The 13,691-nt window shown below is 40.0% G+C and carries 9 protein-coding genes; 3 read left to right on the top strand and 6 right to left on the bottom strand.

Annotated elements, in window-relative coordinates; genetic code table 11:
* Nucleotides 1-35 precede the first annotated feature (35 nt).
* The 3 genes from MWU82_RS00810 to MWU82_RS00800 all read left to right on the top strand — a co-directional run bounded on the left by MWU82_RS00810 (nt 36) and on the right by MWU82_RS00800 (nt 5,910).
* Complete coding sequence (locus MWU82_RS00810; RefSeq protein ID WP_215947671.1) at nt 36-1,109, top strand: mechanosensitive ion channel domain-containing protein; 1,074 nt, start codon at nt 36-38, stop codon at nt 1,107-1,109.
* A gap of 123 nt (nt 1,110-1,232) precedes the next feature.
* Complete coding sequence (locus MWU82_RS00805; RefSeq protein ID WP_247094902.1) at nt 1,233-4,766, top strand: TraB/GumN family protein; 3,534 nt, start codon at nt 1,233-1,235, stop codon at nt 4,764-4,766.
* 301 nt (nt 4,767-5,067) lie between these two features.
* Nucleotides 5,068-5,910: an N-acetylmuramoyl-L-alanine amidase-like domain-containing protein gene (locus tag MWU82_RS00800; protein ID WP_247094901.1), complete on the top strand. Its 843-nt coding sequence runs from the start codon at nt 5,068-5,070 to the stop codon at nt 5,908-5,910.
* Nucleotides 5,911-5,912: 2 nt separating this feature from the next.
* Here the strand turns inward: MWU82_RS00800 and MWU82_RS00795 are convergent, their stop codons facing one another.
* The 6 genes from MWU82_RS00795 to MWU82_RS00770 all read right to left on the bottom strand — a co-directional run bounded on the left by MWU82_RS00795 (nt 5,913) and on the right by MWU82_RS00770 (nt 13,223).
* Nucleotides 5,913-7,199, bottom strand: coding sequence for a glycoside hydrolase family 27 protein (locus MWU82_RS00795; protein ID WP_247094900.1), 1,287 nt, complete (start codon nt 7,197-7,199; stop codon nt 5,913-5,915).
* Entirely contained in the window at nt 7,189-8,976 is a 1,788-nt protein-coding gene (locus MWU82_RS00790) for an SGNH/GDSL hydrolase family protein (protein WP_247094899.1), read from the bottom strand. Before MWU82_RS00790 ends, MWU82_RS00795 begins: the two co-directional genes overlap by 11 nt.
* 12 nt (nt 8,977-8,988) lie before the next feature.
* Nucleotides 8,989-9,486: a GyrI-like domain-containing protein gene (locus MWU82_RS00785; protein WP_247094898.1), complete on the bottom strand. Its 498-nt coding sequence runs from the start codon at nt 9,484-9,486 to the stop codon at nt 8,989-8,991.
* A gap of 21 nt (nt 9,487-9,507) precedes the next feature.
* Nucleotides 9,508-10,770: a chloride channel protein gene (locus tag MWU82_RS00780; RefSeq protein ID WP_247094897.1), complete on the bottom strand. Its 1,263-nt coding sequence runs from the start codon at nt 10,768-10,770 to the stop codon at nt 9,508-9,510.
* Nucleotides 10,771-11,134: 364 nt separating this feature from the next.
* Nucleotides 11,135-11,596, bottom strand: coding sequence for an FKBP-type peptidyl-prolyl cis-trans isomerase (locus MWU82_RS00775; RefSeq protein WP_215947666.1), 462 nt, complete (start codon nt 11,594-11,596; stop codon nt 11,135-11,137).
* 160 nt (nt 11,597-11,756) lie between these two features.
* The gene (locus MWU82_RS00770; RefSeq protein ID WP_247094896.1) at nt 11,757-13,223 is read right to left on the bottom strand and encodes a Gfo/Idh/MocA family oxidoreductase; all 1,467 of its coding nucleotides are present in this window, start codon (nt 13,221-13,223) and stop codon (nt 11,757-11,759) included.
* Nucleotides 13,224-13,691 lie beyond the last annotated feature (468 nt).

Genomic DNA, 13,691 nt, shown 5'->3' with positions numbered 1-13,691 from the left:
AGTTAAAGTCCTTTTTGAACTTAAGCCAGATCTTTATGGAAAACATATTTCGAAACATAGACAACCAAACCCTCCTTTACGCTACGGGCACTTTTATCCTTCTGGCTATTCTTTACATCAGCACTTATTTTACTTTGCGCAAACTGGGAAGTAATCCAAAATATCTCATCCCCAAGGATGCCATGAAAAGAGTAAGTGTGCCACTTTTCATACTCTTCCTGTCCTTTTTAATTCGTTCAAAATCGCTTCATACCCTATTGTACCTAAACGACTATAGCTTTGTTATAAAAAAGTCTAGCACTCTGCTAATCATTTTTTCGATAACCTGGTTGATTTTGGTGGCTTTAAAGGTGGCCAAAAATTTAATTATCAAGAACTATGATGTAGAAACATCCGACAATTTAAAAGCTCGGAAAATTTACACCCAATTCAATATTCTAGAACGAATTTTCATTGTAGTAGTAGTGGTATTGGCCTTGGGTGCAGCTTTAATGAGTTTCGAAAGTATCCGGGAAGTTGGGGTAAGTCTTTTTGCCTCTGCAGGGGTAGCGGGTATTATCATAGGTTTTTCCGCACAAAAACTAATTGGAAGTATACTGGCCGGTATACAGATAGCCTTTACCCAACCTATAAAGTTTGACGACGTAGTGATTGTAGAGGGTGAGTGGGGCCGCATAGAAGAGATTACCCTGACTTATGTAGTGATAAAAATTTGGGACAAAAGGAGACTTATAGTCCCAACGACCTATTTTATAGAGAAGCCTTTTCAGAATTGGACCAAAACATCCGCAGATATAATGGGAACCGTTTTTATACATACGGATTATCGAGTTCCCTTCGATAAACTAAGGGAAGAACTCACTAGGGTTCTATCTTCCACAGATCTATGGGATGGAAAAGTAAATGTACTACAGGTGACGGATGCCAAGGCCCAGAGTGTAGAAATCAGAGCGTTAATGAGTGCTGTTGACTCGGCCACTGCATGGGATTTAAGGGTTTTGGTAAGGGAAAAACTGATTGGTTTTTTACAAGAAAATTATCCGGAAAGTCTGCCACATACACGTTTGTACCTTAAGGACGACCTTACAACCAAACCTTTCCAAAAATAGACCACCTTGCATAAGGTGTGGCATGAAACATGGTAGTTGAATACAAATAAAACGTTAATTATGCCCTAAGCTTTTATTCCTAATGTTTTTTGAAGCATTTTTAACTAAAATTTGGATTCTGGTATGCGTATTTACTTAGGTTTTCTATTTCTTATGATTTCCCAGGGAATTTTTGCCCAGGAGGAGAACAGTCTTCTTTGGGAAATATCCGGGAATAACCTAAAGGAATCGTCCTATTTATACGGAACCATGCATGTAAGCCAAAAAATTGCCTTTAGGTTGGACGATGTTTTTTACGAAGCCTTGGACAAAAGTGAAATAGTGGCCTTGGAATCCGATCCGGATACCTGGTTGGAAGATTACGGCAAAATGCGTGGTAGCAGTATAGGCTATGGCACCGGATTTGTGACCAAAGGTTTTTATATCTATCCCTTTTCCATAAAAAACCCTACCAAGGAAATAGTGTCCTCATACCTTTCTTTGGATGATCGTCTTGTAAACAATATCCTTTACCGAACCAATGAAAGTTCCCAAAACTTTGAGGAAGAAACCTATCTGGACATGTTCATTTACCAGGCGGGGAAAAAATATTCAAAGCCTATTAGGGCTCTGGAGGACCTGGAGGAATCCACTGCCCTGGTGGGCAGGGCCAACATGAATGCCATGAAACCCAAACCGGACGAATGGCTTCAAAAAAAGATGCAGACCCAAGATGTAATGTCTCTTTTGCAGGATGCCTATAGGGAGCGCAATATCAATCTTATCGATTCCCTTGACCAGGCCATGTATACCGAGTATTATTTGGAGAACATGCTTTATGCCCGTAACAAAAATATGACGGCACGGTTGGATTCCTTAATGCATACGGCCACAGTATTTGCGGGGATTGGGGCAGCCCACCTCCCTGGAAAAAATGGGGTAATTCAACTCCTTAGAAACAAGGGATACGAAGTTAAGGCACTCTCCTCCCGATTTTCAAACAAAGGACGGGCCTTAAAAGATTCTTTGGAAGCCAAAACTCTCAGTAATGTTTATAGTAAGAGAACTCCTGATGATGGCCTTTTTAGCCTTCTTTTGCCCAACCAGCTATATCCAATAGCAGAATATACCAATACCACCTATATTTCACCCGATTTGGCCAATGGCAGCTACCTCATGGTGAACCGCATTCCCACTTTTACCTATTTAAAAAAGGACTACACCTACTCCATGGATGATGTGGACAAACTACTGTTCGAAAATATTCCCGGAAAGATCCTTGAAAAGACGAAAATAGAAAACGGGACATATCCCGGTCTGGACATAAAAAATCAATTGAAAAACGGTGATTTTCAGAGGTATCATATCTACATTACCCCTTTGGAAATACTAATTTTTAAAATGAGCGGCCAAGGGGATTATGTGGTAAAACATTCGGATACAATTTTTAACAGCATCAGCTTCAAATCATTAGAAAAAAAACGAACGGTACTTTTTTCGGAATTCGATGACTTCGAAGTTGAAATGCCTGGGATTTACAATTTTACCAATCGCAAAAGAAAAGGCAATCGCTTTATTGAGGCAGTGAATCCAGAAACCTCCTCCTATTTCTTTCTAAAAAAAGCCACCCTCAACGATTTCAATTTTATTGAGCAAGACACCTTTGAGCTAAAACAAATTCAATCCAGATTTTATCAAGATCTTAAATTGGATCCCGAATATGGTGCTTTCGATGACCAAAGCCTGACCTCTTCTGCCAAGTTCGATCCCAGCGGTTTACAAAAACTTTATTTAAAGACCATTATTTGGGGAAACAACTATTATCTCTTGGGCACTGTAACCAAAGACAGTACCGAGGCCCAGCACTATTTCGATTCATTTAAGATCAGGGAACCCAATTATACCGAAGAGTTTACAAAAATACAGGATACCGCTATGTTTTTTTCTACGATTAGTCCCGTTGATCCACCAAAATTTGTAGAAAACAGTAATAATTATTACGAAAGGCACAAGAAACCCAAACCCTACAACGCCTACACCAAGAAATCTGTTTATCAGGACAAAAATAATGAGGCCATCTTGGTAACTGTAAACAAGGCCCATGATTTTCTAATGTTTCCCAATATAGATTCCGTTTGGCTGCTCAGGAGAAAATTGTACCGTCAGAATACTTTTAACATTATTAGGGAGGAACGCCCCCCGTACAATGAAAAATATCATGAACTAAACCTAACCCTGACAGATACGGCAAGTACTAGAGGAATACTGATAAAAAACATCGTTAAGGGGGGATTGCTTTACGAAATAAAGGCATTAATAGACACTGTTAGACCACCAAGTAAATTCGTCACGGATTTCTTTTACAATTTCACACCCTACGATACCGTGGTCGGTTCCTCTATCTTAAGTGATAAAACCTCCGATTTTTTCAAGGCTATCAGACAGAACGACAGTATAGTCCATGACGGGTATACGTTTTTAAAATTTAATAAAAAACATGCCGATTCCCTTAAATACTATATATCGGAGTTCGACTTTAAAGACAATCAAAAATACCTACAGGCTCATATAATCCAGAAACTGGCCGAAATGCCAGACGTGGATGCTACCAACTTTTTTGACAACTACTACGAAAGGTCTTACAACAACTCCAAAGCGCAAACGAAAATCCTACAGGCCATAAGCAAAAAACAAAATGAAAGTTCATTAGAACTGCTCTTGCGCCTTATGTCCACCGATTTGCCCCTAGTATCCAGCAAACAGGAGATTCAAAATATATTCCAGCCCTATTTGGATAGCCTGCCCCTTGCCCGCAAATTATTCCCCGAAATATTGGACTACAGTGCCATTGAAGAATATAAATCCCCAATTTTCTCAATGCTTGCAAAGCTTAAAGCACGTGGATTGATCAAACCCAAGAGTTACAAGAAATACAAGAACCAGATTTTAAATGATGCGAAGATCCAATTAAAACGGCAACTTGGCCTTTCTATGGACCAATTGAACGAGGAGTCCCCAAGCAGCCCACGTGATAACTATTACGATATCCTGGAAGATTATGCAGTGCTACTTTACCCATTCATCAAAGAAACGGAAGTAGCTATGTTCTTTCAACGTTTATCCACGGTAAACGATCCACAAATCCAAACTTCATATATTTCGCTGCTGGTAAAAAATGAAGAAAATCCAATTGGCGGGGAAAATAAAATACCGAAAAGTTTAATAATCTCCCTGTCCGAGAATCCAGAAACCCGTTTACTGCTATTTAAAAAATTACAACAAATTGGAAAACTCAATTTTTTCCCTTCCAATTATAGAAACCAAAAAGCCATTGCAGAATCCATTCTACACAATACCCTGGAATTAAACCCTGAACAGCATTCCATTGAATTCGTCAAGGACCAAAAAATGTATTATCCATCCACAAATTATCATAGTTACTACTTTAAAGTAAAAGATAGGGAAAGCTATAGTAACAATTTAAAAATGTTCATGTTAGTATTCACAGATACTGATCATATTCAGAGCAAACCCTACTACATTAACAAAGGGTTCAACATTACCGATATTAATACAGAAGAAGAAATGTTACAATTAACGACCGAAGAGTATAATTTAAAAGACAGGCAACGTGCCATAGTGAACAATCCATCAGGATATACCGGATTTTCCCATTAGAAAGGTTGCTATTATCCAGATAGAGTCAACATTAACCATTATAGAAACCAACAACCACAAAAATGCATATTTTATAGCCAATGAAGTTTAATGGAAGACGAATCATGGTAGATTTTAATTAATTTCATTATTGAATTTTACAAAGGAAACCAGACGCCTAATATAATCCTGCTAAAAGAAAATATTTCTACCAAAATCAGATACCCTGAAAGACATAAAAATTTAAACCCGTTAAGTACAATATATTTTAACTAATTTATATACAAACAGTTATTTAATAAAATTTAAATTATCCATTTAAATGAAAACTATTTTCCTTAGTCTCTTGTTCCTCTGCCTTATTCCCCATGGATCTGCCCAAAATCTAATTTGTTCTCCTCAGGATAGGGAAGCCTTTAACACCAAAATAAAGACAATTTCTAATATTAATACTGAAGATATTGGAACAACTATGGTTGCAGTGGGCAAAACGTTTATCGGAACTCCCTATGTGGCCAAAACTCTGGAAATAGGAGAAACTGAATCCTTGGTCATTAACTTTCAGGGGTTGGACTGCACTACCTTTGTAGAGAATGTTTTGGCTTTTAGTCTAATGTTACAAAACAACGAAAAGGACTTTGATAGCTTTTTAGACCATTTAGAAACCATTCGGTATAAAAATGGAGAGCTCAATGGTTACCCGTCACGGCTGCATTATTTTTCAGAATGGATCGCCAACAATGAGCATAAGGGCTTATTAAAGGATATGACCTCGGAAATTGGAGGTGTGGTAAGTAGTAAGGCCATCAATTTTATGAGCACACATAGAGAACTGTATCCATTTCTCAAAGATGATGAAAATTATAAAAAAATACAGGCTTCAGAGGAATTTCTGAAATTGCAGTCCATCTGTATCCTTCCTCAGGATCAAATAAAAGCTAATGAGCATTTAATTCAAACTGGCGATATAATTGCGCTGACCACTTCCATTAAAGGACTAGATATTACACATACTGGAATTGCAAGTCGGGAAGCCGATGGCAGAATACATCTGTTGCACGCTTCCACAGGATCCATGGAGGTAGAAGTTTCCAAACTACCCTTAGCCGAATACCTAAAGGGCATAAAAAGTAATACGGGGATTATGGTGGCACGACCCTTATAAGGCTACCAATTATTTTCCTTGAACTGGAAAATGTTAAAGGGAACGGCCTCACCTTTAATCTTTAGAACCACAATCCCGTGGCTGGGAACTTCCATCTGAATTGTTTCTTCCGTGGCGGTTTTATAGTCTTTATCGGCCCATATATCCCGAATGGTATATCCTTCAGAAGCCTTAATTCCTATATCCGATAGGTTAAAAGTTATGTTCGCCGGGCTATTGGACCTATTAAGCAATCCTACGGCTATTTCGCCGCTCATAGTATCTATAAGTGGTTTTGCCCAAACCTCTAATTCCCCATAATCTACCAAACGCCTTGCCTGATAAACATAGGGACTTTGATTGAGCGCTATCATTTCACTATTACCCACCAGTTTCAATGTTTCATTGGACATAGTAGTTAGATCATTGCCCAACAAAAGTGGGGAATGCATTAAGCACCACATGGAAAAATGGGTCCTATCCTCCTCCAGGGTCATTCCTCTTCCAACTTGAAGCATATCCATATCATTATAATGTCCGGCAGAACTGTAGGTCCACAAATCGGCATTTAAATCAATTATCCTAAGAATAGATTCGAACCTATTGCTGATATCTCCGGAAATTCTCCATGAATCTGCTATCTGTGTTACCCATTTACCTGGAAACTTCCATCTACATACATTGAAAACTGTATTGGGGTTAATCTCCCTTATTATCTTTCCAATCTCTGAATATCTGATTTCCTCGTCCAATCCCAACCATTCTCCGCCGCACCAATCCACTTTAATAAAGTCATATTTCCATTCCTTAAGATATAAGGTCAAGTCCTTCCGATCATGTCCATAAAGCCCCATTCCGGAGCCAATGGTGTCTTTATCCCAATAGGAGGCACAGGTATTGATCCCCGCATCGGAATAGATTCCTGCTTTTAGCCCTTTTGCATGAATATATTCTGCCAATGATTTCATTCCGGAAGGAAAGCGTTCCTTATGCACCAAGAGGTTTCCATTTTCATCCCGTCCCCCATAAAAGCCATCGTCTATATTGATGAAGGAATAACCGGCATCCTTTAAACCTGAGGACACCATGGCATCTGCCTGGGATTTTATAATCTCTTCATTAATATTCACCCTATAATTGTTCCAACTGGCCCAACCCATAATGGGTGCCTTGGAAGATTTTTTAGCTTCCTTCATTTCCTCCTTTTCCAAAGTGGCATTTAAGGAGTTTCCGTCGGTCTTTAAATTACAGGATAATGACAATATGCTCAATAAGATGGGAACGGTTCTTTTCAAATTTCTAATTCGCATTTTTCTCCAAGGTTTGTTTTAATAATTTGCCTACTTTTCGGTATCCTTTTGCATTGGGATGCAAACCATCCGAGAAAAGACTGGCATCTATTTTCTGATCCTTGCCCAATAGCACCCCGCCAATATCTGCATAATCCACATTTTTAGAGGTTGCCAATGCAGCTATTCCCGTGTTTAAAATCCTCATACGTTCCTCCTTGTTCACCCTGGGAAACAACCCCAGCAATAACAGTCGCGCATTAGGCTGTCTTTCCTTTATGGCACTGATTACCATTTCCAATCCACTGAGAATCTCTTCATCCGTATTGAGGTGTTCATTGTTGGTGCCGATCATCAGGACTATTTGCTCAGCTTCAAAGCCATCCAATTCATCGTGATATATTCTCCAGAGCACGTTTTCTACCCTATCCCAACCAAACCCAAAATTGCGTACCTGCAATTCGTCCAAATTGGCCTTCCAGGAATCGGCTCCATTGCTTAAAGAGGCTTTTGGGCTACCTCCCCAATAATGGGTTATACTATTTCCGAAAAAACATATTTTTGGGGCACTTTCCCGATTCATTTTTAACAATTCCTGATGACGGCCTTCCCAAGGGTACATTTCGGGCTCCCTGGCTTGGGTTACCGGAATAGTTGTGGATATACCCCCTATAGGCTCCTTCAAGATCTCGCGTAAGGCTTTTTCATATGCCACGGCATATTCCATCATCCCCAAATCGGTGGGATGGGTACCATCTACAAAACTCTCCATGGACAGATTCAATTCTTCCTTGGTCAATAAATGAATATCCTTTATACCCTCGTCCTCCAATTGAGCAAATGCCTCCTTGGTAATTCTATTTAAATCGGTATAGGTTTTAAAACGTTCACTGTCTACGGCACCATCAGAATAACCGTCGTGCTCCACCAACAAAATTGGCGCTGAGGGACGCCTTGTCCTTAACTGTTTCACCCCGGAAATAAGAAGTTGCCGTACCTCGTCCAACGAACGATCTTTGGTGGCGCCCAAATTCGGCAAACAATCCAACACATAGATTTTGGCATCAATTTCCGTAATAAAATTAATTACCTCTTCCTCCATTCTACCATTTCCCGAAAAGGCTAAATTAATAAGTGGTCTATCCAATTTTCTTCCCAAGATAGAGGTCCATGCCATTCCTGGGCGAGAGGCGCAGGCCCCATGTGCAATGGAGGTGCCATAAACTACCACAGGTTTCTCCCTTCTTAATGGCAAAGGTTCCAAAACAGCCTCCACTGGTACTCCAATTTCCAACCACTCCACTTCATTGTACAAAGGCAAATACAACTGATACTCCCTACCCTTAGTATGGTATTCCTCTTTTGGGTCAATGTTGGAATAGCGATATTGTACGGTATCGGCAAAGGAATACTTTCCTCTGTACCATCTCCAATCCCCATCACTGGTCTTGGCATATAGATCCACCCCACTAACCCCGGTTGCTGGCATATGGGGCATGGCATGATTTCCTTTCACCTTATAGCGAACCGTAATAGATTCGGCGTCACTTCTAAACCGTAAAGACAGGCCTGCTGAATGTTTGGATAGGTTCCAAACAGCAGCCCGAACTTTTCCCTCGGCCTGCTTTGGCAATCTGTGGTACCGTGAAGCCACCTGATCTGGCCAAGCTTGCCCTTCAACGACCAGGGAATTGGAATCTGCAGGATTCCACCAAGAAATAGCAGTGTCCTCCTGGGCAAGTGAAAATTGAAATAGCAAAATTATTGCCCATAAACCTAAAAACGACTTTTTTTCCATATCTACCTATTCTTAATTTTTTCTTTTAATGGGCACCCAGACCTCTTCTTCCGAATTTAAGTCGTTATTCCTGTATTTATCGCCCATAATCTCGAAATGCTCCCTATGATCCAACTCGTAATCCGATTTTGGCAACCATTCCCCATAAATATACTGTGCCATTTTTGGAAAGTCACTAGGTAAACCCTTATGAACAAATACGGCATATAACCCTCCTAACAAGGTATAGGACTCCATATCATTTGGCAAGTCCTTATAATCCTCCACCTCAACAACGGCCCACTTTTCAAATTGGGTGGTATCATTAAATTCCGAAAAACTCAACAGCCGGTCATATACCTGCATACTTATCAAATCGGTGGTCACAGGATTCCCAATTTCCTTTCTTCTGGTCATAAATCCCCGCCAAAGTTCCTTCGTCCTATCCTCCGATAAGCTCATGACCAATCGGTTACCGATCAATTTTTTTTTCGATATCTCTTCAATTCGAGGCTCTATGTTCAATCCCATTTTACACAATCACTTAATTTATTATTCCATTTGTGAACCTATAAATGGTATTCTAGGAGCCAAAAAATATCCCGTTAAACTAGCAAAGAGTATAGGGATAAAATACCCAAACCCGGTTAAAGTAGCCAAAAGAATAGTCGTACTCATAGGTGTTCTGGTGACACAGGCATTTATGGCCGCCATACAACTTATTATAGCCAAAATTGGATTAATGGAAGGGAATAAAATAGAAAGTATCATTCCTAAACTAACCCCAACAAAAAACAAGGGTATAATAAAACCACCCCGCCAACCAGAGGTAACAGTAATGGCAATAGCTACAATTTTAAAAACCAAAATCGCCACAAGCGCATTCAGTGATAGATCCTGAGTAAGCAGTTCATTAATTTCATGATGGCCAAAATATCTCGTCAAAGGAAAAAAATAGGCTATAATCCCTAAAAGCAATCCCCCAATCAAAGTTTTTAAATAAATAGGAATCGGTCGCTTTTCAAAAATCATTTTAAAGAATTTGGTGCAGTATATAAATCCCCAAGCCACAAGAGTGCCACCTACGGCAAATATTACGGCATAGAGGAAATCGAACACGCCTGAATATTCATATTCGGATAAATTCCAAATAGGACCAATGCCCAAATGAATGACCAAAGCGAAAACCACGTAACTAAAACTACTTGCTACCAAGGCAGGAATAATAGCCTTATAGTATTCTACAGCATGTTTATGGTGCAGAATTTCCAGAGAGAATAAACTGCCTCCCAATGGGGCGCCAAACAAGGCCGTAAAACCCGAAGCCATGCCCGCAATACTCAAGGAACGTAATTCTTCGCCCTTTAACCGGAATATTTTTCCAAGCCAAGTACCCGTTGACCCGGTAACCTGCACCAAAGGGGCTTCTGGGCCCAGACTACCGCCAGAGGCTACACAAAGCAAGGACGATAATATCATTGATGGATTATTCTTGGGATCTAACTTCCCCTTATTAAAACGAATGTTGTTTACAATGAGGTGGATTTCACCAGGATCACCAATAAAATGAATCACCAAACCGGCCAATAAACCAGCGATCGACATAAGGGGGATTACCTGCCAACCTGCAAAAAATGCCATTTTGTGGGTCAAGAATTCCAGCACAATCCAATATAAGCCAGCAATCAATCCCCCTAATAAACCGAGGAATGCCCATAATAAAAAGGTGCGACTGAATACAAAAGGATTAAACCGAATAGGCTGGTCCAAAATATTCAGATAAGTAATGAGTTTTCTTCTCCGTTTTAGCTTCACTTTTCGGCAAACTTTTTAGACAGGGATGCTTTAACTATCCAGGGATTATTTCGAAACTCTAAATATAAGGACATGATGGATAATGAAGAAGAATTTTAAGTAAGTATCCACTTTTATGGAGAGATATAGGAAAGAATTATTTCTTTTCTGCGGTTCGTTTACAAACCAGTTGGTCGGTTTAATATCATATTGAGCTGATTACAGCTCTGAAGCAGGTAAATCATCGGCGAATTATACACATAATCTGCCAACCTATCAATATTCCAGCATCGACAACAAACAAAAACCAACCTTTCGGTCGGTTTTTGTAATTATTCATACAACTGGCCACAAGCCAAAGGAAAAGCAAAAAACTAGGTGTCGATTAATTCACAGAAATCAAAGTGACCTCAAAAACAAGTACGGATCCACCAGGAATCCCACTATAATCCCTGCTACCGTAACCCAAATGGGCAGGCACCAAAAGTATTCCATTACCACCTTCCTTAAAATAGGCAATGCCCTCTGTCCAACCTGCTATTACCTGGTTTAAGCCAATAGTAATACCCTCTTCATCACTTTGATCGAAGACCGATCCATTAAGAAAATACCCTTTATAGGCCACAGTTACATTGGAACTGGCCACTGCCTGTGCTCCCGTCCCTTCTTCTTCAATTACGTAATAAAGTCCTGAATTACTTCTTATGGCGGTTAAGTTGTTCTCCTCAACATAGGCCTGGATATCCGCCTCGTTCTTGGCAACATAATCAATGTCCTCCTCTGTTTTCTTGTCGTTAGAACAAGAAATAAAAAGCATTAAGGCCAAAACAAAAAGTGTGTTCTTCATAGTTAATCTTTTTTAAGGGCCAAATATAGCAAAATACCTAAAGCCGTTATGCCGCCAATCCGTATGGGATTAAAAATTTTAGTTAATTATAAAATATAAAACACCCTTAAAACCTTATAAGTTGCGGTTTTAAGGGTGTTTAATTCCGTGTTATTCCAACTTATACTACAAAGCCAGGTCTGTAATTTCTCGTTACAAACTGGTTTGCCTCCTCAAGGTTGGTAATACGCATATTCTCTCCGTCCCAAAGCAATTTCTTACGGGCAAAGAACTCCATCTTGCCTTTCTCATTTTCTCTTTGCAACAAATAGCTACGAATGGCAAGGTTCCCCATTAGAACAGTCTCTGTCATAGGACCTGCATAGTCAAAGGAAGATGTTAGCCCAAGATGTTCCTTGCTGCCAAAACCGGCCTTACAGGCATCTATCCATAGACGTTGATGTCCGTATTCGGGTTCATCATTTGGTTCCACTTCCGGACCAAAATCCGTTGAGCCATCGTTCATATACAATTTTGGCATCAAAGGGGAACTATCGTTGATATTGGTAGAAATAATTCCCTTTTCACCTATGATCAATACCCCGTTCTGACTTCCATTACCTCCAATTTCGTGATCAGCCGGGATAATTTCTGGGTGTGCAGGTCTTATACCTCCATCGCTCCAGGTCATTTCTATTGGTGATTGACTCTTTTCCGTAGCTCCAAAGTGTAATGTTATAAATGATGAAGCCGGACATCCTTCTGGATGATAATCTGCATTCCACATATTGGTATATACCGCCCCCACGCTACATTCCGCATCTGTTGGATATTTAAGCCCCAAGGTTCTAAAAGGAATATCGATCAAATGACATCCTACATCTCCCAAAGCCCCTGTACCGTATTCCCACCATCCTCTCCATCCAAACGGATGCAAATTAGGGGTGTATGGCTTAAATTCCGATGGCCCTAGCCATAAGTCCCAGTTAAGGTCCTTTGGTTTGGCACTCGGATCTGGCTTAGGAAATGCTCCTCCCTGTGGCCAAACTGGCCTATTGGTCCATACCTGTACCTTGGATATCTTACCAAGGTCCCCAGAATCTACCCATTTTTGAACCATGCCCAATAACGGATTGGAACCTCCCTGGTTCCCCATTTGGGTCACTATTTTTTTGCTTCTAGCCATCTCGGTCAGCATTCTCGCCTCCCGTATATTGTGTGTCATAGGTTTTTGTACATATACATGTACCCCCCGCTCCATGGCATATGCAGCTGCCGGTCCATGAACGTGATCCGGGGTGGAAATGGTAACGGCATCGATCCCCTTTTCTTTGTCCAACATCTCCCTAAAATCTGCATAAAGCTTGGCTTTTGGGAAAAGTTCAACTGATTTTTTTGCCGATCCGGAGAAGTCCACATCACATAAGGCAACCACTTTTTCCCTACCTCCTACGGAAGCATTACGAATATCACTGGCACCTTTTCCCCCCGCACCTATGGCCGCAATATTCAATCGGTCACTGGGAGCAGTATACCCAACACCCCCAAGAACATGCCTAGGCACAAAAAAGATGGAGGATGCCATAGCACCCTTTTTAATAAATGATCTGCGCGAATCCACAGCCTTTTTAGATTTTTTCTTCTTCATAATTATTGATTATTAGATTTTTACATTGACTATTTTATCCATAAAAAATCCTCCGTAGCCGGAGTTATTACAACAACATTATTATACACCTAAGTACAACAATCATAGGGATACAGCAATATAGAACATATCCGTAAACATAATATCTAAGATTTTCTCAAATACTGTTACAATTTTAACCCTAATTAAAAACCCTGGCCCCTTGAAAATGAAAAGTTTATAAAATAAGGATTAAATTCCTGTAATTTGATTCCACCCTACACTGAAGAAGTTACTATGTTCCATGATCTGATACCACGTTCTCGGAGCCCACTGCTTTAATAAATACTTCCTCTGTAAAATAGCTAGTGTCTTAAATGGTAAAAAAGCCTTTCCTATTGACTCCGTTATGGCAACACAACTTTATATTTTAAGATTATTCATGTAATTAATGCAAATCCCCACCGTCTATTTATTTATGCCGGCGGA

The organism is Arenibacter sp. S6351L, assembly GCF_023016025.1.
Lineage (GTDB): Bacteria > Bacteroidota > Bacteroidia > Flavobacteriales > Flavobacteriaceae > Arenibacter > Arenibacter algicola_B.
This window is presented reverse-complemented; position numbering and strand designations above follow the sequence as displayed.

Bases quoted from the DNA above. Each gene is read 5' to 3' on its own strand.
- MWU82_RS00810 (WP_215947671.1), top strand. From the start codon at position 36: ATGGAAAACATATTTCGAAACATAGACAACCAAACCCTCCTTTACGCT.
- MWU82_RS00790 (WP_247094899.1), bottom strand. From the start codon at position 8,976: ATGGAAAAAAAGTCGTTTTTAGGTTTATGGGCAATAATTTTGCTATTT.
- MWU82_RS00805 (WP_247094902.1), top strand. From the start codon at position 1,233: ATGCGTATTTACTTAGGTTTTCTATTTCTTATGATTTCCCAGGGAATT.
- MWU82_RS00770 (WP_247094896.1), bottom strand. From the start codon at position 13,223: ATGAAGAAGAAAAAATCTAAAAAGGCTGTGGATTCGCGCAGATCATTT.
- MWU82_RS00800 (WP_247094901.1), top strand. From the start codon at position 5,068: ATGAAAACTATTTTCCTTAGTCTCTTGTTCCTCTGCCTTATTCCCCAT.
- MWU82_RS00785 (WP_247094898.1), bottom strand. From the start codon at position 9,486: ATGGGATTGAACATAGAGCCTCGAATTGAAGAGATATCGAAAAAAAAA.
- MWU82_RS00795 (WP_247094900.1), bottom strand. From the start codon at position 7,199: ATGCGAATTAGAAATTTGAAAAGAACCGTTCCCATCTTATTGAGCATA.
- MWU82_RS00775 (WP_215947666.1), bottom strand. From the start codon at position 11,596: ATGAAGAACACACTTTTTGTTTTGGCCTTAATGCTTTTTATTTCTTGT.